Here is an 18,360-nt window from a genome sequence, read left to right as displayed (position 1 = left end):
GCGGGATTCGGATTCAAGATAAAGCAAATTTAACATGATTTAGCAGCCGTATATCTTGCGTCCGTTAATCCATTGATAGCGGCCGCCGCGCGGCCCGGTGTGGCAGGTGGCGCCGGCGTCCGCGCTGGTGGCCGATCCGTGGCGGAAACGCCAAGGGGCAAGCGGATGCGGGTCCGACCATAATCCTGTCCTTGCGTTGCGGGCAGCGGTCTCCAGCATCTTCAGATAGCTGCCGCTTGCGCTGCGCGCAGCAGCCCAGGCCATGCCACGCTCCACCTGCGCTCGGCTGGCGTCAATGCCGTCGCAGCGCAGCGTCACCACGGTACGGCCGAACTGATCGATCGCTTTGGCTGAGTATTGCACGTCTTTGCCCCAGCATAGCTGGTACAGTGATTGCCTGGCCTGAAGGCCGAAGGCTTGTTTCATTTCCGGCGCATCGATGCCGGCCAGGCGCAGCTTGAGTTTTTTGCGGCCGGCCTGCAGCGTCAGGCTGTCGCCGTCGGCTATGTGGACAATCTTGTGCGCGTGCACGGCCAGCGGTGCGAGCAAAAGGAAAGCGGCAAAGATTTTTTTCATTTAACGCTGCTGAGGTGATCTCTATGGCGGCAGGCAATGCCGGCCTGGATTACTGTCATGTTCTAGTTTACAGAGGAATGGCAATGAAAAATATAAGAGGTATCGTATTCGATCTCTACGGCACGCTTTACGATGTGCATTCGGTCGCGGCGCCGTGCGACAGCTACCATCCCGGCCGAGGCCGCGAGATGAGCGCCGTGTGGCGGCAAAAGCAGCTTGAATACACCTGGCTGCGTAGCCTGATGGGGGCGTATGTCGATTTCGAACAGGTCACGCATGACGCCTTGGTGTTTGCGTCGCGCCACTTGAAACTGCCTTTGGACCAGGCGGCCTGTTCCGCGCTGTGCGAGGAATATCTCAGGATCCAGCCCTTTCCCGAGGTGCCGGCCGCGCTCGCCAGGCTGCAGGCGATGGCGATACCGCTCGCGATTCTCTCCAACGGCTCGGTCAATTCGATCCGCAGCGTGGTCGCGGCGTCGCAGCTGGAACATCGCTTCGCCCATCTGATCAGCGCCGACAACGCCCGGATCTTCAAGCCGCATGACAGTGTTTACCAGTTGGCTGAACAGCAGATGCAGCGCCACCGCTCCGAGCTCTTGTTTGTTTCTTCGAACGCCTGGGATGCATCGGGAGCGCGCCATTTCGGCTATCCCGTGTGCTGGATCAATCGGGCCGGCAATACCTTTGACGAGTTGGGTCAGTCTCCTGATCACGTCGCGCAAGGACTGGATCAACTGGCGGACTTGGTCGCAACCTAGGGTCAGATACCCGACCAAGCCATCACATCCTTCCATATCGATGGCAGGCCAGCAGCTGGCGCCGGCATCGAGTCTGCATGCGCTCCAGTTTTCCTCTTCTGAAAATCGGATTGTTACCTGGGGCCTGTCGGCGACAATGTCGTCAGAATGCTCTGCGCGCTACGCCGCTAGTGCCGGTAGGAAACGGGGCGCACGGCAATTCGCTTGCCGTGAATTGTCAGAGCAATGTCAAATTTCATCTTGTTCGCGTATCGCTCACAGAATCTGTGTGAGGATTACTTTCGGTAACGCGACTGACTCTTTTCCGCCCACGTTAGCTGATACAGGAGCACGGCTCGCGGTGTTCCTGGAACTCTCCTGTCATGCTGATTGACGAGCAATCCTGTCGGGTACAAAAACCTGATCTTCCCTGTTCGCGCCAACTCAAGGAGCGGCCTGCGCTTGCCCGCTGTAAAGGCCGGCGCGGCAACTTCGGTCGGCGCGTATGAAGGGCAGGTTTCGGGGGGGCGAGTTTGTATTTTCAAGTTTGATAACCATGCATTTTTACGATCACTGCCAACCTGGATCAACCATGCCGAAATTCCTTACCGAATTTCTGGAGAAGAAATGGAAAAACCAAAAACCCATGTTTTTACGACAGAGAACCTGCCTGAACGCCTTAAGCTTGAATACTGGAGCAAGGAGCTTGGCCGTCGCCTGCACACGGTGGAAGTGAGCTGCCAGCAGCACGCGGCATTTCACGGCGGCGTCGAGTCGACGTCCATGGGGCCGATTGCCGTGACGCGCTATTTCGGGCCGGCGGTCACCATCGCGCGGACTGAAACTTTACTGCGGAACGTGCCGTCGCTGCGTTTCCATCTGGTGCTGACGCAGGACGGGCGCCACGTGTTCAGCCAGCTTGGCCGCACTATCGACATTGCCAGCGGCGACATGGTGCTGATCGATTCGCACTTGCTGTCTTCCAGCGTGAAAGAACAAGTGACTGACGCGCGGGTGATTTCCTTCTCCGAAGCATTCGCCAATCGCTGGATTCCGCAGGTCGAGCATTGCGCCGCCCATGTACTGAATGGGAGCGGCGGCTGGGGTGCGGTGTTGTCCGCTTATCTTCGCAACCTCAATGCCGAGATCTTGCAAGCGCCGGTAAGTCTTTATGAACAGGCATTGATCGCCGACCATATCGCTTCGCTCATGCGGTTCGCTTTCAAGGAGGCGGGTCTGCCAAAAAAGGAAAGCGGCCAGGCGCGCAATTTGCGGCAGCCCGGCGAACTGCACCGCAGCATGGTGTTGTGGCTAAGGGAGAACTACCGCGATGCAAGCGTGACTGCGCAAACTATAGCTGACGCGTTCCGGATGTCGGTGCGCAATGTTCATCATGTTTTCCTGAATGCCGGCGACGACATCAGTTTCCATTCCATGTTGCGCGATATCCGCCTGGATGCCGCGATTCATCTGTTGGCGGCAAAAGATGTAGAACCCATGTCTTTGGCTGAGATTGGCTGGCGCTGCGGTTTTGCCGAACAGTCGCATTTTTGCCGGGTGTTTCGCCAGCAGAAAAAAATGTCCCCTGGCGCGTATGTAGAGATGCTCAAGGCAGAGAGGCGGGCAGGGACACCCTAGCTTTCAATCGAATCCATCACGGGTGTGAAAAATGATTCTTAGAGATGATCAATGGGAAAAACTGGAGCCGCTGCTGCTTGGCAGAGAGGGGGATCCAGGCATGCAGGGGCGCGACAACAGGCTGTTCATCGAAGCGGTATTCTGGTATGTCAGCGCGCGCCGGTGGCGTAATCTGCCGCCTGAATTCGGCAAATGGAACACAGCGTACATGCGCTTTCGGCGCTGGAATCTGAGTGGCATCTGGCATCGCTTGAAGGAAGAAGTGAAGGACGATCCTGAACTGTTGGCGCAGTTCGAAAAGATCGTCGCCCACGCCGATAATATCCAGCGGCGCGCAGTGCAAAAAGCGAACAAAAAGAGCGTGCGGAAAGCTCACAGCTGGCCCATGCTGAAAAGCGGCAACGAAGGAAACCCGTATGGCAGTGAAATTGAAGCGGGTTCAGACTGGCTGCGGCTGATAATGGGATCCATGCGGCAAAGAGTCAACAGCAAATGAGGAGAGGCGCATGCATGGCGGAGTCGAACTCGGGGTGTTGCCGTGAAACGCAAGCTGACGTGGCAACTCGCCGATGACTGGTAACGAAACGAGAACAAGGCCTCGATGTCCTGTCAGGTCAGGGCTGAGATTTTGTGAGGATGTTGCTTTAAGGGAAATGAGCGGCAATAATAGGCACTCTCTTTTGCCGTGGAAAAAAACCATGAGCCTGGATCGCAAGCCGACTGAGGATGCATCGATACTGCTGTTTGACGAAAAAAGGGCCTGGGCGGCATGGTTGAAGAAGAACCACGGCAAGTCGCCCGGCGTATGGCTGAGGTTCGCCAAGAAGAATGCTGAATGCAGCTCCATATCCCATCCGGAAGCGCTGGAACTGGCCCTATGCTACGGCTGGATCGACGGCCAGAAGAAGAGCGACGACGCACAATACTGGCTGCAACGATTTACACCTCGTTCGGTGCGCAGCATCTGGTCCAAGATCAACCGGGACAAGGCGCTGGCGCTGATCGCCTCTGGCCAGATGCAGCCGGCGGGATTGCAGGAAGTGGACAGGGCAAAAAGCGATGGCCGCTGGGAGGCCGCCTACGATTCGGCGCGCACCTCGGCGATCCCCGATGATCTACAGGAGGCGCTAGCCGCCAATCCCGCGGCGCAGGCATTTTTTGCCACGCTCGATGCCCAGAACCGCTATGCCGTCCTGTTCCGGATCCAGACCGCGAAGAAGGCCGAAACCCGCGCCAAGCGGATCGCGGTCTTCACCCAGATGCTGAGCGAACGCAAGAAACTGCATCCCTGACAGCGCTGCCGCGCTTCAGCTCACGATCACCGAGCCAGTCATGGTTTCGTGGCCGGAGCCGCAGAATACATCGCAGTGAAAGGCAAATTCACCGCTCTTGTCCGGCGTGAAGCGCAGGCGCGAGGCGGCACCGGGAAGAATGTCGGTGCGGATCGCAAAGTCCGGCAGGTTGAAGCCCATGACGGCGTCCAGCGAGGTGAACTCCAGTGTCACCGGCACATTTTTTTTCAGACGGATCACGCTCGGCGTGTAGTCGAATTTCTTGGCGACGATCTTGATGACCCGTTCCGGCGTTTGCGCCAGCGCCAGCCGGGTGATTGCAGCCAGGCTGCCGGCAGCCACGCCTGCCAGCAGCAGGCGGCGTTTGTAGAGGAGATCCATGATTAGCCTTTCAGTACTGGCAGTTCAGTCAGTTTGTAGTCCGTCGGCCGGGCGCTCTCTGCCGCCACCTGGCGGTAGCCGAGGCCGCGATAGGGGTTAGCCTCGTCCCAGGGCAGCGGCGTGCGCTTGGGTTGCGAACCAGGCGCCGGCAGCGGGAAAATCAGCGACTTCGCCGCATGATGGGCGATATGGCCGGTCATGTGGTGATGCTCCTGATGGATATGGCCGTAGAACACCGTCACGTTGGCGTGCGCCTGCAGCAGCTCGACGGCCTTGGCGCCGTCGCGGGTGGCCCAGTCCCATTGCGGATAGAGATCGAACAAGGGGCGGTGCGTGAAGACCACGATGCGGGCTTGTGGCGGCAACTGCTGCAGTTCGTCGGACAGCCACGCCAGCTGCGTCTCGCCGATGGCGCCGGTAGGGTCGGAGACATTGTCGATGACGATGAAGTTGACGCCTTTATGGGCGAAGCTGTAGTGGGTCTTGCCGAAAAACTCCTGATAGGCTTCACCGTGATCCAGCGAGGCATCGTGCTCGCCAGGCATGAAGTGAACATTCTTTACCTTGAGTCCCGCAGCAATCTCTTTAAATTCGCGCAGGCGCTTGCGGCGTTCCTGCGGATCGTCGGTGGTATGCGTCAGGTCGCCGGTGAAGACGATGAAGTCCGGGATCTGTTCCAGACTGTTGACTGCCGTCACCGCCTTTTGCAAGGTGCCGCGGGCATCCGGATTGGGCGCTCCCGCAAAGCCCCAGTGGGTATCGGACAGCTGGATGAAAAAGAAGTCTTCGTTCGCTCCCCCGGGCAGGGCGGCGGCGCTGGACCAGCCGCTCAGGCCGGAGACATAGATGGCGCCGCCTAATCCCGCCAGCCGCAGAAAGCTGCGGCGATTGATGGCGTGGGCGCCGGCATGGGCTTGTTTCATGATCCCTCCGTGATTATCGCGATCACTTGATCGACAAAATCCTATACCGGTGTACCCTGTTATTTATTCCCGTTTTTTTTGTTTTAATCGTCTTTTCGGGAATATATTCTGCATATCGGCGGTCTAGTGTTGCATGAACCATGGAAACGCGTGAATGAGCGATTCGATAAAAAAGAAACGATTCCAAGCTGTCGTGCTGCCGCACCTGAACTCGGCGTTCAACCTGGCGTGCTGGCTGACGCGCAACCACCAAGATGCGGAGGATGTAGTGCAAGAGGCTTATTTGCGGGCCTACAGGTTTTTCGATGGCTTTCACGGCGAAGACGGTCGCGCCTGGCTGCTGACGATCGTGCGCAATACCTTTTACAACTGGTATCAGGAGCGCCAGAAACTCCGCCAGGAGACCTCGTTCGACGAGGAACTGCATCAAGCCGAGGCCGGCGACTGCATCGGCCAGATGGCAGCCGACAACAATCCGGAGGCGCTGCTGATGAGCAAGGACAGCGAACGGCAGCTGCAACAGGCGCTGCAAGCCTTGCCGCTGGAATTCCGAGAGGTGATGGTGATGCGCGAACTGGAAGAACTGTCTTACAAGCAAATCGCCGGCATTGTCGGTATACCGATCGGCACCGTCATGTCGCGTCTTGGACGCGGCCGTAAATTGCTGGCGACGATTCTGGCGCCGGACACTGCACCGCAGGAGCTATGATGGACCATCAGGAAGTCCTGGAACTGTTGCCCGCCTATGCCGACCAGGAACTCGGCATCGTCGAGACGCTTGAGATCCAGCGTCATCTGGACGGTTGTGCCGATTGCCAGCGCGAGTACGCGGCACAGCGCATCATCAGTGCGCGCTTCAAGAAGGGTGTCGCTTATTTCGAGGCGCCGGCGCATCTGACGCAACGCATCATCGATGCTTTGCCGAAGGATGCCGCCAGCGCCAGTTTCTCGCATTTCAACTGGGGCATCAGCTGGCGCCATGCAGGCGCGGCGTTGGCGACGATGCTGGCGCTGGCCTGGAGCGTCGGCCTCTATCTCAATCTGCCGTCGGACCAGGACAAGCTCACTGACGAAGTGGTCGCCAGCCATGTGCGCTCGCTGCAGGTCGATCATCTGTCGGACGTGGTCTCGACCGACCAGCACACGGTCAAGCCCTGGTTCAACGGCAAGCTGAATTTTTCGCCGCCGGTGGTCGACCTGGCGTCGCAGGGCTTTCCGCTGATCGGTGGCCGCCTTGACTATCTCGGCGGCCGGCCGGTGGCGGCGCTGATCTACCGGCATGCACAGCATCCGATCAATCTGTATATCTGGCCTACAGCTGACCGGGATGTGGCGCCGCAGTTGCAAAACAAACAAGGCTATCATCTGGTGCGCTGGACCTGGGACGGCATGAATTACTGGACAGTGTCGGACCTGGCGGCCAAAGACCTGGAGCAGTTCGCGGGCATGGTGCGCTCCATGGTGAGGCAGTAAAAGGGGGAGAGGGGAAATTTATTTCCCCTTGGAACAAGTGTTCATCTTGCAACAATGTACAATGCTGGCGCTGTCTTCTCGGCAAGATGTTCTCTTTTCTCTCACCCTTCAGGAAATATTGATGAAAAAATTGTTGTTGATCGGCCTGTTAAGCTACGGCACAGCGGCTTTTGCCAGCTCCACCTTGCTGGAAGTGCCAGTCACCTATCACCCGGACGCCGGCGTGGTGGAAAAAGTCAAGCAAGAGTGCCAGATTGAAAACATGTTGCAGCACCGGGTCGGTCCGGTGCTGGCCAAGCTGAACAAGGGCGGCGACGGCACTATTGCCACTGGCGCAGATAGCGCCGGCGCTACCTTGCTGCGCTTGCAGATCACCCATGTGCTGGGTGTCGGCGGCGGCGCTTTCAGCGGTCCGAAAGCCATCACCGTTAACGCTGACCTGCTGGATTCTAGCGGCAAGGTGCTGCGCCATACCAAGATCAACCGCTGGTCGATGGGCGGCATGTTCGGCGCCTTCAAAGGCACTTGCACCATTCTTGACCGTAGCGCAGCCGCCATCGGCAAGGACCTGAGCCGCTGGGTGCACGATCCCTCCTATCAGATAGTGAACGAAGCCGAGCCGAAAGAGGCGGAAGCTGCGGCTGTCGCCGCGCCTGAAGTGACGCCGGAAAAAACGCAGTAACCGCTTGCTAGTGCTGCTGCAGCGCCGCAAGTCGTAAACAAAAAGCCCCGATCACGTCGGTAATGCTGTTCAGTTAGGGCAGAACGATATGGCGTAGGGTGGGCACTCCGTGCCCACGCAGTATCATGGATATTCGTGCCCCGGCTACGCGCCCCGGCCCGTCCGCGTGGGCACGGAGTGCCCACCCTACGAGTTCCGCAAATAAAAATGCCGCTCAGTCTTAACTGAACGGCATTACGATCACGTCGGGGCTTTTTCTTTTGCCGCGCATTTGCCGCGCATTTTTGCGGGGTAGCGGGGCGCTCATTAGCATTTCTTGATGGGGATCTACAATTCCATAACATTTGGCTGTTTGACAGATGCCGTTTCGTCGACGACAGTGAATAAGTCTGGAGCGGCAGTTGCGCGCGGTACCTTGTCTGCCAGCCCAAAAGACATCGCCGCGCAGATACAAACGACTGCCACTATTGACAGTTCATCAGGGAACTTCAAAAGCGTAATATCAATCTGACCAAATGGGCCGCCTATACCGGCGGTACTGACTTTGGCGCTCTTGCCGAGTGTGGTGCGGCAAGACAAGTGTCGTTACCTTTTCTTGCAATAAGGGGAAAACGGATACTTTCAGCGATGCTAGGATGGCACTTCCTTTCAAATAAAATCTAAGGAGATTGCAATGGTTAGGCTTAATGAAGCGACCGTCATTTTTAAAGGACTGGCTTACGAGTTCGACAGTACTGCCGAAGCGGCGGAGTTCAAGAAAAGCCTGGAAGCCGGTGGCGACCCCAAGCGTTATGCGGATACCTTCAAGTGTATCGACATCTATGCGACGCCCGCCAAGCGCGAGGTGGAAGAAGCTTGAGGTAATGGTTTAAAGATGGTGTTGCGGCGGTAGGCATCAAACGCGTTTGAAATTTTCTCTTGTCAAGACCTTATGTTATTTGCAGCACAGCGTGAACATGGCAATTACAGGTACTCGCTGAAAATAAATGCCCTTGCCGACGGCAGCTTTTCAGTAGTAATTGTGATGGTAGCGATATCGGGCCCGGACAGGGCAATCGAACTGGTCTTCAAGCCCCCGATCGCGGCGGCCAGCGAGACCGAAGCACAACATCTCGGCAGTGAATGGGCAAAGATCTGGATTGACTCGCAATCCTAGCCCCGCCGGCGGCATGCGCCTGCCGGCCACCTACATTCCAGCAAGCTGGTATACATCGCGCAGGCATGCATCATGCGCTGACGCGGTTTCATGCTACGATTTCCATCGCTGCAACGCGCTCTGCACGACGCCGCCGGCGGCCCTATCGCACCTTCAACTGGAGAAACCATGCAGCTCATCGGTATGCTTGATTCACCTTACGTCCGTCGCGTCTCGATTTCCCTGCAATTGCTTGGCATCCCCTTCGAGCATCAATCGATTTCTGTATTCAGCACTTTTGAACAGTTCCGCCAGATCAATCCGGTAGTCAAGGCGCCTTCGCTGGTGTGCGACGATGGCGCAGTGCTGATGGATTCCACGCTGATCCTGGAATACGCCGAAGCACTGGTGGCGCCGGGCAAAAGCCTGATGCCGGCGGAGATCGGCGAGCGACTGCATGCCTTGCGGCTTATTGGCCTGGGCCTGGCGGCATGCGAGAAGAGTATGCAGATCGTCTACGAGCGCAACTTGCGGCCGCCGGAAAAACAGCATGAGCCGTGGGTGGCGCGGGTCCAGGGCCAGCTGTTCGCGGCGTACCAGGCGCTGGAGCTTGAATTGCGCAAAAAGCCGCTGGAAGTGACGAGCCGGACCATGAACCAGGCTGGGCTGACGACCGCCGTTGCCTGGAATTTCACGCAGATGATGTTGCCGGAAATCGTCATCGCCTCGGATTATCCGGCGCTGCAAGCGTTTTCGGAAAAAGCGGAGAATCTGGCTGAATTCATCGCCGCGCCGCCGCTATAGCTGCCGATTGCCATCGGTGCAGGCAGCTGTTTTCGGATGAGGAAACGGCTGCGCCTTATTGCTGATGCTTGGTGCCGCGCATGCCGCCGGTATCGTCGCACCAGCTAGGGCGCGCATCAGGATCGTCGCATTTCAGATGCGGGTAGGCGCAGCCGGCCAGCAGTGAAATGAGTACAAGTACGCCTAGTGCAGTTTTCATGAAACCCGCCTGTCGGTCTGGTTTTAATTCATCAAGCGGCACTGCCGCAGCTCACACTTGTACAGCTGTTGCTGGCCATCCTGGCAACTGACCTGGTAGGTCTCGACCGCGCTGGTCTTGGCGATCAGTGTGGCATTTGCGGCCGGTGCGCACGAGTTGCGGCGCGCCATGCGTTCCACCACGTCGGATAATTCGCCGCGTTTCGGCGCTGCGCTTGCTTGCGGCATGTCGACGATCTGTTCCGACGGGCTCAGCGATTCCGACAGCGATACCGGCGCTGGCGCCTGGGCTGCGCTGCGCGGCGGTGGCGTGTAGCTGCGCACATTGGGCTGCATCATGCTGCAGCCGGCGAGGAGGATAGTGGCGAGAAATAGAAATGGACCTGTCAATGGACTTTTCATGCGTCTCCCGATAAAAATGCAGCGAGTTGAATTTAAGCTATCGAGGTTAAATGTATCATCTTTTGGTCCTGGCTCTAAGTGTAGCCTGCGTTGACAGAAATGGAAACCTGGCGCCGATCGAGCAGCATTGATAGCAAGCGCCGGGCTGAACGGTTGTCATCAGGCTCGCACACTGCGCGATTGCGCCGGATTCCTGATGTAGCGCCACACCAGCAGTGCGGCGCCGCCATAAGCCAGGCTGATGGCGCCGAAGGCGAGCGGCAGGCGGCTATCCCAGCCGGAGGCGGCATGCAGGATGCTGCCGACAATGGCGACGCCGACCAGGGCGCCGATCTGGCGGTTGGCGTTCAAGGCTGCCGCTGCGCTGTTGGCATAGCTGCGTCCGGCGACCTGCATCACGGTGGTGGTCATCGCCGGAATCGCAATGCCGACGCCCCAGTTGGCGACGGCCACCGCCAGCGCCAGCAGCAGATACGGGGTATCCGGCTTCATGCCGGCCAGCAGCGCAGTCAGCGCGGTCGCCAGCAACAGGCCGCCCAGCATCGGTAGGCGTGCGCCCCAACGCGCTGTAATACGTCCCGACAGCAGGTTACCGATGGAAAATACCGCCATCACCGGTAGCAGCTGCAAACCGGTATGCAAGGCATCGCTGCCGCGCGCCTGCTGTAAAAACAGGCTCAGCAGGAACAGCTGGCCAAAGGCGCTGAAATTGATCAGGAAGCCTATCGCATTGGCAGCCGCGAAGCGCGGCGTGTCAAACAGGGCGCGCGGCAGCAGCGGTTCGGCGCCGCGCCGTTCGCGCCGCACCAGCAGCGCCAGCGCAGTCGCAAACAGCGCCGCACTGGTCAAAATCGGCGCCGAGGTCCAGCCGTACACAGGCCCTTCAATCAAGGTAAAGCACAGGCTGGCCAGGCCACCGATGCCAAGCACGTGGCTGAATACAGGCAGCGCGCGCCAGTGCCTGGGCACCGCAGGGATCACGCTCTGCGCCAGCAGCAGGCCGAGCAGGCCGACCGGCAGGTTGATCAGAAACACGCTGCGCCAGCCGTAGCGGTCGACCAGCACGCCGCCCACCAAGGGGCCCATGGCCGCCGCCACGGCAACAATCGCCGACCAGGTGCCGAGCATGCGAGCGCGTACGCGGTCGTCCTGGTACGCGTGCGTCAGCAAGCTCAGCGAACTTGGCATGAACAAGGCCGAGCCCACGCCTTGCAGCATGCGGGCGGCAATCAGGGCGTTGCCGTCGGGTGCGGCGCCGCATAGCGCCGAGCCCAGCATGAAGAGCGCCAGTCCGCCCAGGTAGACAGTCTTGGCGCCATAGCGGTCAGCCAGCGCGCCGCCGACCAGCAGCAAGGCGGCAAAGGTCAGGGTATAGCCGTCGACCACCCATACCAGGCCGCTGAGCGGTACCCGCAGGCTATGCGAAATGTCGGCCAGCGCGACATTGACGGCGGTGACGTCCAGCATCGCCATGACGAAGCCGATGGCCAGCGTGACCAGCGGCAGCAGACCGCTGGGCGCCGTGCCGGCGAGATTGACGGGGGTAGGGCATTGAGCGGCCATGGTCTGTTTCTCCTGTGTTGCCGGCATGTCTATTAATAGCCCTGTATGGTAGTCCCCTCTGCTGATGTAATAAATCCGTATAATTTCATTTGTCTGATGCAAAAATGCATCACTAAAACAGCGGCGAGGATTTATGGATTGGGACAACGCCAGGATTTTCCTCGGCATCTATCGTGTCGGCACGCTGCGCGGCGCTGCCGCCTTGCTGCACCTCGACCAGGCTACGGTCGGCCGCCGTCTGGCGGCGCTGGAGCAATCGCTCGGCGCGCGCCTGTTCCTGCGTACCCCCACCGGCTATGTGCCGACTCCGGCCGGCGAGCTGGCCTTTGCCGCGGCCGAGCGCATGGAGCAGGCCGCCGACCAGTTGCAGCGGCAGATGCAAGGCATTGACGACCGTCTGTCCGGCACAGTGCGTCTGGCCGCCACCGATACCATGGGCAAGCATTTCCTGATGATCGCCATGCAGCGTTTGCACGTCTTGCATCCGGATATCCGGGTAGTGCTGAGCACCTCTACCCAGCTTTCCAATTTGACCCGGCGTGAAGCCGACCTGGCGGTACGCACCTTGCGCCCGAGCAGTCCGGATCTGATATCGCGCCACCTGACGCGGCGCCAAGTCGGCTTGTATGCCTCCAAAAGCTATCTGAAACTGCGCGGCCAGCCACAGCCGGATAGCGCCTTGCAGGGACACGACGTGGTGATCTACCAGCGCAGCATCTCACCTTCTCAGAGCGAAGCCTTGTGCGGCGAACCCTGCGGCAATGCGCGCGTGGCGATGGAAGTGAATTCCGGTCTGATGATGATCGAAGCGGTGCGTGCCGGGCTCGGCATCGGCGAGCTGCCGACCCATATGGCCGACGGCGATCCTCTGCTGGCGCGCATCTGGCCGCAGCGCGCCGAAGCCTACGATATCTGGCTGGTGCTGCATGGTGACCTGAACCGCACGGCGCGGGTGCGCGCCGTGGCCGATGCCATCGTCGAAGTGTATGGCGACATGTAAGCAGAGCGCACAGCTTGCCTTCAGAATTTCAAGGCCTTGAGATAGCCGGTCAGCTCCAGATAGCCGCGCCCGGCGCGTTTGCCGTCCCGGTTCACCGTGACCGCGCCTTCCCAATAGACTGATCCCGTCGACAGCCGCGAATCGAGCTCCTGATCGTCCTGCAACGGCAGCAGCGACCATGCGATTGCGCCGGTGTGCAAGACGGCTTGCACCGGATAGCTGGCATCGGTGCGCGGCGAACGCCAGCTGCGTTGCGGCACGAAGCTGACCTGCTCCGGTCCGTACTGGGTGACCTGGCCGTGCGCATCGCGCAAGACCGCATGCGCCCATACCTTGTCGCCGCTGCGATTGCGGATCTGGAACCCCATCAGAGCGGAGCCATCGTCCAGGTTGGCGCCTAGCCAGTCCCAGCCGACGGCGTCGGCCGCCAGCACGCTGGTCGACCATTCGTGATCCAGCCAGGCGCTGCCGCTGACAGCCTGGGCCTGGCCGGCGCGGCTCACTTTGCCGCTTACTTGCAACTGCGGTTCGCTGTAGTAGTAGCTGGCTTGCGTTGCCTGCGGCCCTTTGCGCGAATAGCCGCCGTCGCCTTGCAGCAAGGGCGGCTGGGTCGGCGCTAGGCTGAGCTCCAGCGTGAAGTCGCGGGCGGCGACGCTGACCAGGTAGCGGCCGTCGGCCTGGCGCAGCAGGCGCCAGTCATCCAGGGCGACGTCGGTGTTGCCCTCTTTGGCATACGCCAGGCCGAAGCCGGCGCGGGCGCTTTTCTGATCGTGCAGCAGTTTGCCGAGGCTCGGATCGGACAGCGCTGCGTGGGCGATGATCAATTGGCTGGGTGCAAAGGCGCTGGGGTTGGCGCGGTCATGTTCGGTGGCGGAGCGGAAGAACGTGATCTGGAAGCCGAGCGGCTTACCGTCAGGCAGAGCCAGCCAGCCGGTGGCATACCACCACTCGGTGCGGAAATCGGGATGGGCGCCGGTGTCTTGCGGCAGCGCCAACGTCTTTTCCGGGGTGACCTGGACAAACTCGGGTGCTGCGGCGAATGACGGCGGCGCCCATGCCAGTATGGCGCATAGAAAGCAGCCGGCCAGCCATGTGAATATTCTCTGCAACATCACCAATCCTCCCGCACCGCTTGCAAGACATCGATAGACACCGCGCGCAAGCCCGCCAGCAAAGCCGTGGCGCCGGCGGAAACCAGCAACAGCAACGCCACGATGGCGAGGCCGAACCAGGGCATATGCAAATCCATGGTCCAGTGAAACGATTGCGGATTGACGATGAACACCAGGATCAGACTGATCACCCAGCCCAGTAGGAAGCCCACCGCCATTCCCAGCGCCGTCAGCAAGCCGCCTTCCAGCGCCAGCATGGACAGGATCTGGCGCCGGGTGACGCCGACATGGCGCAGCATGCCGAATTCCCTGGCGCGCGCCAGGGTCTGGGCCGAGAAAGTAGCGGCGACGCCGAACAGGCCGATCACGATGGCGACGATTTCCAGCAGATAGGTGATGGCGAAGCTGCGGTCGAAAATTTTCAGGGTGAGGGCGCGGATTTCTCCCGGCTGGGAAAACTCCAGCGCCGCGCCGAACGGCAGCTTGCGCAGCGCCGCGATCACGGTCTCCGGATCGACGCCGCGCTGCAGGCTGAGGGCGGCGTCGGTGACTTCGCTATCGCCGCTGAGGCGCTGGTAATCCGCCAGGCGCAACTGGATCGCGCCCGATTGCCGCGCATAGTCGCGCCAGGTGCCGGCCACCACCACCGGAAAACTGCGGCCGGCCAGCGGCAGCATGAGGCGTTGGCCCAGGCGGTAGTGATAGATATCGACCATGGCTTCCGATACCCATATCGGCAGCTCGCTGGCGGCAATAGCCGCGGCCACGGCAGACGCCGGCAACAGCGGGCCGATCAGCGGCAGGGTGCGGCCGGGATCGGCAGCGTCGATGTTGCGGGCGATAAGTATCACCGGCGGCCGCGCCGGCTCTAGCGTCAGCGGCGAGCTACGCAGGAAATCCGCGTGCGCGACCCCGGGCGCCGCCGCCAGCTGGCGCTGCTCGGCAGGGCGCATGGCGCCGGTTTCGCCGTTGCTGGCGGAGCGTACATACAGGTCGGCTGACAATAGCTGCTGCATCCAGTCATCGACCGAGACGCGGAAGCTAGCCACCATGATGGCCATCGCCACGATCAGGCTAAAGCTGGACAGCACGCCGCCCAGCGCTATCGAAGCCTGCCCCGGGACGTTGGCCAGGCGCGCCAGCACCAGCGTCTGGACGATGCCGATGCGGCGACCCAGGCTGAATCTCTGCAGCGCGGAAAACGCCAGAGCGGCGAGCCGTGGCATCAGCGTGATGCCGCCGATCAGCAGCAGGGCCACGGCCAGATAGCCAAACACTGGCAAGCCGAACAGCGGCGGCAAGCGGGTCAGCAGGGCGCCCAGCAGCAGGCAGGCGAGCGCCGGCCAGGGCGTCGCCAGCCGCGCCAGCGCGCTTTCCTCGCTGCCGGATTTGAGCGCTGCCGCGGGTTTGGCCCTGGCTGCTTCCATCGCTGGCGCCAGGCTACCGAGCAGGGCAATGCCGCTGCCCAGGGCAAAGAAAACCAGCGCGGCCGGCAGGTCGAAGCGGACGCTGGCCTGCACGCCGCGGAAATAGCCGCCGCCGAGGTCGCCGCCGAGGAAATGCAGGGCCGCCGCGGCCAGGGCGTATCCCAGCGCCAGTCCCAGCAACGCCCCCAGGCAGCCGAGCAGGGCGCCTTCCAGCAGCACCTGGCGCAGCAGCTGGGCCCGGCGCAAGCCCATTACGCGCAGCAGGGCAAATTGCGGGCGGCGCCGGATGACCGACAGCGCCTGCGTCGAGAACACCAGGAAGGCGCCGGTAAACAGCGCCACCAGCGCCAGCACGTTCAGGTTGATGCGATAGGCGCGCGACATATTATTGTTGCGGCTGTCCTGATCCTGGCTGGCCGTCACTTGCACGCTGGCCGGTAGTTGGCTGCTGAGTTGCTCTCTGAATGCGGCGCGGTTGACGCCGGGCTGCAGCTTGAGATCGATGTGCGACAGTTTGCCGATGCGGCCGAAGCGCCATTGCGCGGCGCCGATATCCATCACGGCCACGCGCTGTCCGGCGCGCGCACTGGCCAGGCCGCCGGCCACCCGCAGATGGACCAGGCCGGTGCCGTTGCGCAGCGCCAGCTGCTCTCCCGGCCGCACCTGCAACCATTCCTGCGCTGCCGCCGACAGGAAAATGGCATCGTCGGAAAGCGTATCGAAGGGCCGTTCCGGGGCCGGCACGCCAACCAGGTCGGGTGCAATGTGCGCAGCGCGAAAGACGTCGATGCCGAGTACTTTCAGGGCGCTCTGCTGACCTGGCACGGTGACATTGAGTTCCAGCACCGGACTGGCGGCAGCCACTCCTGGCCGTTGCGCCAGCTGTGGATAGAGCGCTTCGTCGAACCAGGCCTGGACGCCGCGCACCTGCAGGTCGGACTGGCCGGACAGGCTGCGGGTGGCGGCGGAAAATTCGTTGAAGGCAGCATCGTTGATCAGGTCGACCGCGTAGCCGAGGGCGACGCCGAGCGCGATGGCGGCAATCGCCACCAGCGCCCGCACCGGATGCGCACGCCATTCACCCAGCAGCAGCCAGCGCGACAGCGTGCGCAGCGGCTTGCCGCCTTCGATCGGGACTGCGGCAGGGGCGTCCGCGCTCATTGCAGCAGCGGCAGCGTGGCGTTTTCCGGCAGTGGGCGCAAGCCGTCGGCGCTCATGATCAGGATGCGGTCGGCGCTGGCAGCCGCGGCAGCGGAATGGGTGACCATGATGGCGGAGGCGCCGTTGGCCTTGATTTCCTGGCGCAGCAGAGCCAGCACTTCATGGGCAGTGTCCGGATCGAGGTTGCCGGTCGGTTCGTCGGCCAGGATCAGCTTGGGGCGGTGCGCCAGGGCGCGCGCAATGGCGACGCGCTGCAGTTCGCCGCCCGACAGCTGGCGCGGAAAATCGTTGCCGCGGCCGTCCAGGCCGACTGCCGCCAGCAACTCCAGCGCGCGCTCCTGCGGCGCTTGATTCAGCAGCAAAGGCAGGGCGACGTTCTGCTGCAAGGTCAGGTGCGGCAGTATATGGAAGGCCTGGAAGATGAAGCCGAGCTTTTGCCGGCGCAGGAGGGTGGCGGCGTCGTCGCCCAGGTGCGAGATGTTGACGCCGTCGATCAGTATCGCGCCGCCGTTGGCGTTGTCGAGGCCGGCGATCAGGTTCAGCAAGGTCGACTTGCCGACCCCCGAGTCGCCCATGATGGCGACGTATTCGCCGGCCGCCAGGGTAAAGTCGAGATGCGCCAGCACCACCCGGCCATGGCCGTAGGTCTTGCGCAAGCCGCGGCATTCCAGTGCCGGAATGCTGGTGTCGGCTGGTGCGGTTGGTTCGGTGCTGCTTTGCATGGAAGGTTGGGCGTTGAATTGAGTGATTAAGTAAGTTTGTGGTCGACAGTGTAGAGGATTTTTCTCCTACAGTTGCTTGTGCGCGCAGATAGCGCAAATAGCGGCGCCATCTCTTGTTTTTGCAAAAAGCGCATGACGGCAGGAATTTTGGCACAATACGCGCCACTACCAAGCATCCATTGCCTTGAACAAGAAGCTATCGCGCCATGAATCCGGAACATCTACAACTGCTGGTGACCCGCCAGATGCCGTTTGGGAAATACAAAGGGCGCCTGATCGCCGATCTGCCGGGCGATTACCTGGCCTGGTTTGCCCGTGAAGGCTTTCCCGCCGGCGAGCTGGGCGGTCTGCTGGCGCTGATGTATGAACTGGATCACAATGCATTGGCGCACCTGCTGGAACCCTTGCGCCAGCGATAAGGTAAAGAAAAGTGCTGGTTGCAGCTCTTCAACGATAAAATAAGACGCATGGCTAATCCACTCAAACCGTCCGACCTCAAGCAATCCGCAATCAACATCAAGACGCGCTTCGTCGCGATTTCCTGGCGCGACCTGGCGATCAGCTTCGGTCCGATTGCCTTGCTGGCCATCTTCGCGATCTGGCTGGCGATCAAGTTCATCCACCCGGCGCCGCCGAGCACCATCACCATCAGCACGGGTTCCGAAAACAGTAGTTTCTGGAAGATCGCGGAGAAATACCGGACGATCCTGGCGCGCAACGGCATCAAGCTGAAGATCGTCAGCTCGGAGGGTTCGCTGGATAACCTGAAGAAGCTGAGCGATCCGCATTCCGGCATCGACGTCGGCTTTGTCCAGGGCGGGGTGGCCGGCGACATGCCGATCGACGGCCTGGTGTCGCTGGGCAGCATTTCCTATGTGCCGGTGTCGGTGTTCTACCGCGGCCATGAGCGGCTGGACCGCTTGTCCGAGCTGCGCGGCAGGCGGGTGGCGATCGGCGTTCCCGGCAGCGGCTCGCGGGTGTTGGCGCTGACGCTGTTGAAAGCCAACGAGATCGAACTCGGCGGCAGCACCGAGTTGCTGGACATGGGCGGCGATGAAGCGGCGCAGGCCCTGACCGACGGCAAGATCGACGCCGCTTTCCTGATGGGCGATTCAGCCTCGCCGCCGACCATGA

At 61.0% G+C, this 18,360-nt stretch carries 22 protein-coding genes; 13 read left to right on the top strand and 9 right to left on the bottom strand.

Features of this window, described 5'->3' with window-relative positions; translation table 11 throughout:
• Positions 1–39 precede the first annotated feature (39 nt).
• Complete coding sequence (locus tag BCF11_RS25675; protein WP_098497713.1) at positions 40–576, bottom strand: thermonuclease family protein; 537 nt, start codon at positions 574–576, stop codon at positions 40–42.
• 83 nt (positions 577–659) lie between these two features.
• Here BCF11_RS25675 and BCF11_RS25670 point away from each other — a divergent pair, with 83 nt between their 5' ends.
• From BCF11_RS25670 to BCF11_RS25655, 4 genes are all read left to right on the top strand, one after another.
• A complete protein-coding gene (locus BCF11_RS25670) occupies positions 660–1,334 on the top strand; it encodes a haloacid dehalogenase type II (protein ID WP_098497712.1) in 675 nt (224 codons plus the stop codon).
• 369 nt (positions 1,335–1,703) lie between these two features.
• Positions 1,704–2,951, top strand: coding sequence for an AraC family transcriptional regulator (locus BCF11_RS25665; RefSeq protein WP_143751518.1), 1,248 nt, complete (start codon positions 1,704–1,706; stop codon positions 2,949–2,951).
• Positions 2,952–2,982: 31 nt separating this feature from the next.
• Positions 2,983–3,447 (top strand): transposase, encoded by a 465-nt coding sequence (locus BCF11_RS25660; protein WP_098497710.1) that lies wholly within the window; start codon positions 2,983–2,985, stop codon positions 3,445–3,447.
• Between the two features lie 202 nt (positions 3,448–3,649).
• Positions 3,650–4,243, top strand: coding sequence for a YdeI family protein (locus tag BCF11_RS25655; protein ID WP_098497709.1), 594 nt, complete (start codon positions 3,650–3,652; stop codon positions 4,241–4,243).
• Positions 4,244–4,258: 15 nt separating this feature from the next.
• Here BCF11_RS25655 and BCF11_RS25650 read toward each other — a convergent pair whose 3' ends face one another.
• A complete protein-coding gene (locus BCF11_RS25650) occupies positions 4,259–4,624 on the bottom strand; it encodes a cupredoxin domain-containing protein (RefSeq protein ID WP_098497708.1) in 366 nt (121 codons plus the stop codon).
• Positions 4,625–4,626: 2 nt separating this feature from the next.
• Positions 4,627–5,547, bottom strand: coding sequence for a metallophosphoesterase (locus BCF11_RS25645; protein WP_098497707.1), 921 nt, complete (start codon positions 5,545–5,547; stop codon positions 4,627–4,629).
• 154 nt (positions 5,548–5,701) lie between these two features.
• Between BCF11_RS25645 and BCF11_RS25640 the strand changes: the two genes are divergently transcribed.
• From BCF11_RS25640 to BCF11_RS25615, 6 genes are all read left to right on the top strand, one after another.
• Positions 5,702–6,256 carry a sigma-70 family RNA polymerase sigma factor gene (locus BCF11_RS25640; protein WP_098497706.1) on the top strand — a complete coding sequence of 185 codons (555 nt, stop codon included), beginning with the start codon at positions 5,702–5,704 and terminating at the stop codon, positions 6,254–6,256.
• The gene (locus tag BCF11_RS25635; RefSeq protein WP_098497705.1) at positions 6,253–7,020 is read left to right on the top strand and encodes an anti-sigma factor; all 768 of its coding nucleotides are present in this window, start codon (positions 6,253–6,255) and stop codon (positions 7,018–7,020) included. Before BCF11_RS25640 ends, BCF11_RS25635 begins: the two co-directional genes overlap by 4 nt.
• 121 nt (positions 7,021–7,141) lie before the next feature.
• Positions 7,142–7,702, top strand: coding sequence for a hypothetical protein (locus tag BCF11_RS25630; RefSeq protein WP_098497704.1), 561 nt, complete (start codon positions 7,142–7,144; stop codon positions 7,700–7,702).
• Positions 7,703–8,375: 673 nt separating this feature from the next.
• Positions 8,376–8,561, top strand: a complete 186-nt coding sequence (locus BCF11_RS25625; protein WP_098497703.1) for a hypothetical protein — start codon at positions 8,376–8,378, stop codon at positions 8,559–8,561.
• Between the two features lie 72 nt (positions 8,562–8,633).
• Positions 8,634–8,858, top strand: coding sequence for a hypothetical protein (locus BCF11_RS25620; RefSeq protein WP_098497702.1), 225 nt, complete (start codon positions 8,634–8,636; stop codon positions 8,856–8,858).
• A gap of 168 nt (positions 8,859–9,026) precedes the next feature.
• Positions 9,027–9,641: a glutathione S-transferase gene (locus BCF11_RS25615; RefSeq protein ID WP_098497701.1), complete on the top strand. Its 615-nt coding sequence runs from the start codon at positions 9,027–9,029 to the stop codon at positions 9,639–9,641.
• A gap of 55 nt (positions 9,642–9,696) precedes the next feature.
• On the opposite strand, the gene BCF11_RS28105 is transcribed toward BCF11_RS25615, so the two are convergent.
• The 3 genes from BCF11_RS28105 to BCF11_RS25605 all read right to left on the bottom strand — a co-directional run bounded on the left by BCF11_RS28105 (position 9,697) and on the right by BCF11_RS25605 (position 11,804).
• The gene (locus BCF11_RS28105; RefSeq protein WP_158229292.1) at positions 9,697–9,840 is read right to left on the bottom strand and encodes a hypothetical protein; all 144 of its coding nucleotides are present in this window, start codon (positions 9,838–9,840) and stop codon (positions 9,697–9,699) included.
• Positions 9,841–9,863: 23 nt separating this feature from the next.
• Positions 9,864–10,241 (bottom strand): hypothetical protein, encoded by a 378-nt coding sequence (locus tag BCF11_RS25610; RefSeq protein ID WP_143751516.1) that lies wholly within the window; start codon positions 10,239–10,241, stop codon positions 9,864–9,866.
• Between the two features lie 159 nt (positions 10,242–10,400).
• The gene (locus tag BCF11_RS25605) at positions 10,401–11,804 is read right to left on the bottom strand and encodes an MFS transporter (protein WP_098497699.1); all 1,404 of its coding nucleotides are present in this window, start codon (positions 11,802–11,804) and stop codon (positions 10,401–10,403) included.
• A gap of 133 nt (positions 11,805–11,937) precedes the next feature.
• Between BCF11_RS25605 and BCF11_RS25600 the strand changes: the two genes are divergently transcribed.
• A complete protein-coding gene (locus BCF11_RS25600) occupies positions 11,938–12,804 on the top strand; it encodes a LysR family transcriptional regulator (protein ID WP_098497698.1) in 867 nt (288 codons plus the stop codon).
• A gap of 20 nt (positions 12,805–12,824) precedes the next feature.
• On the opposite strand, the gene BCF11_RS25595 is transcribed toward BCF11_RS25600, so the two are convergent.
• The 3 genes from BCF11_RS25595 to BCF11_RS25585 are packed head-to-tail and all read right to left on the bottom strand — an operon-like array spanning position 12,825 to position 17,226.
• A complete protein-coding gene (locus tag BCF11_RS25595) occupies positions 12,825–13,916 on the bottom strand; it encodes a lipocalin-like domain-containing protein (RefSeq protein WP_098497697.1) in 1,092 nt (363 codons plus the stop codon).
• On the bottom strand, positions 13,916–16,504 hold the full coding sequence (locus tag BCF11_RS25590; protein WP_098497696.1) for an ABC transporter permease: 2,589 nt from the start codon (positions 16,502–16,504) through the stop codon (positions 13,916–13,918). Before BCF11_RS25590 ends, BCF11_RS25595 begins: the two co-directional genes overlap by 1 nt.
• Entirely contained in the window at positions 16,501–17,226 is a 726-nt protein-coding gene (locus tag BCF11_RS25585) for an ABC transporter ATP-binding protein (protein ID WP_098497695.1), read from the bottom strand. Before BCF11_RS25585 ends, BCF11_RS25590 begins: the two co-directional genes overlap by 4 nt.
• 206 nt (positions 17,227–17,432) lie before the next feature.
• Between BCF11_RS25585 and BCF11_RS25580 the strand changes: the two genes are divergently transcribed.
• Both BCF11_RS25580 and BCF11_RS25575 read left to right on the top strand, forming a co-directional pair.
• Entirely contained in the window at positions 17,433–17,645 is a 213-nt protein-coding gene (locus BCF11_RS25580) for a DUF3820 family protein (protein ID WP_098497694.1), read from the top strand.
• A gap of 48 nt (positions 17,646–17,693) precedes the next feature.
• Positions 17,694–18,360 (top strand): TAXI family TRAP transporter solute-binding subunit (locus BCF11_RS25575; RefSeq protein WP_158229291.1); only part of this gene is annotated, 667 nt, incomplete at its 3' end.

Origin of the sequence: Collimonas sp. PA-H2 (assembly GCF_002564105.1) — a bacterium.
GTDB lineage: Bacteria > Pseudomonadota > Gammaproteobacteria > Burkholderiales > Burkholderiaceae_D > Collimonas.
Note: the sequence above shows the minus strand (reverse complement) of the source record. Positions and strands in the feature narration are given on the sequence as shown.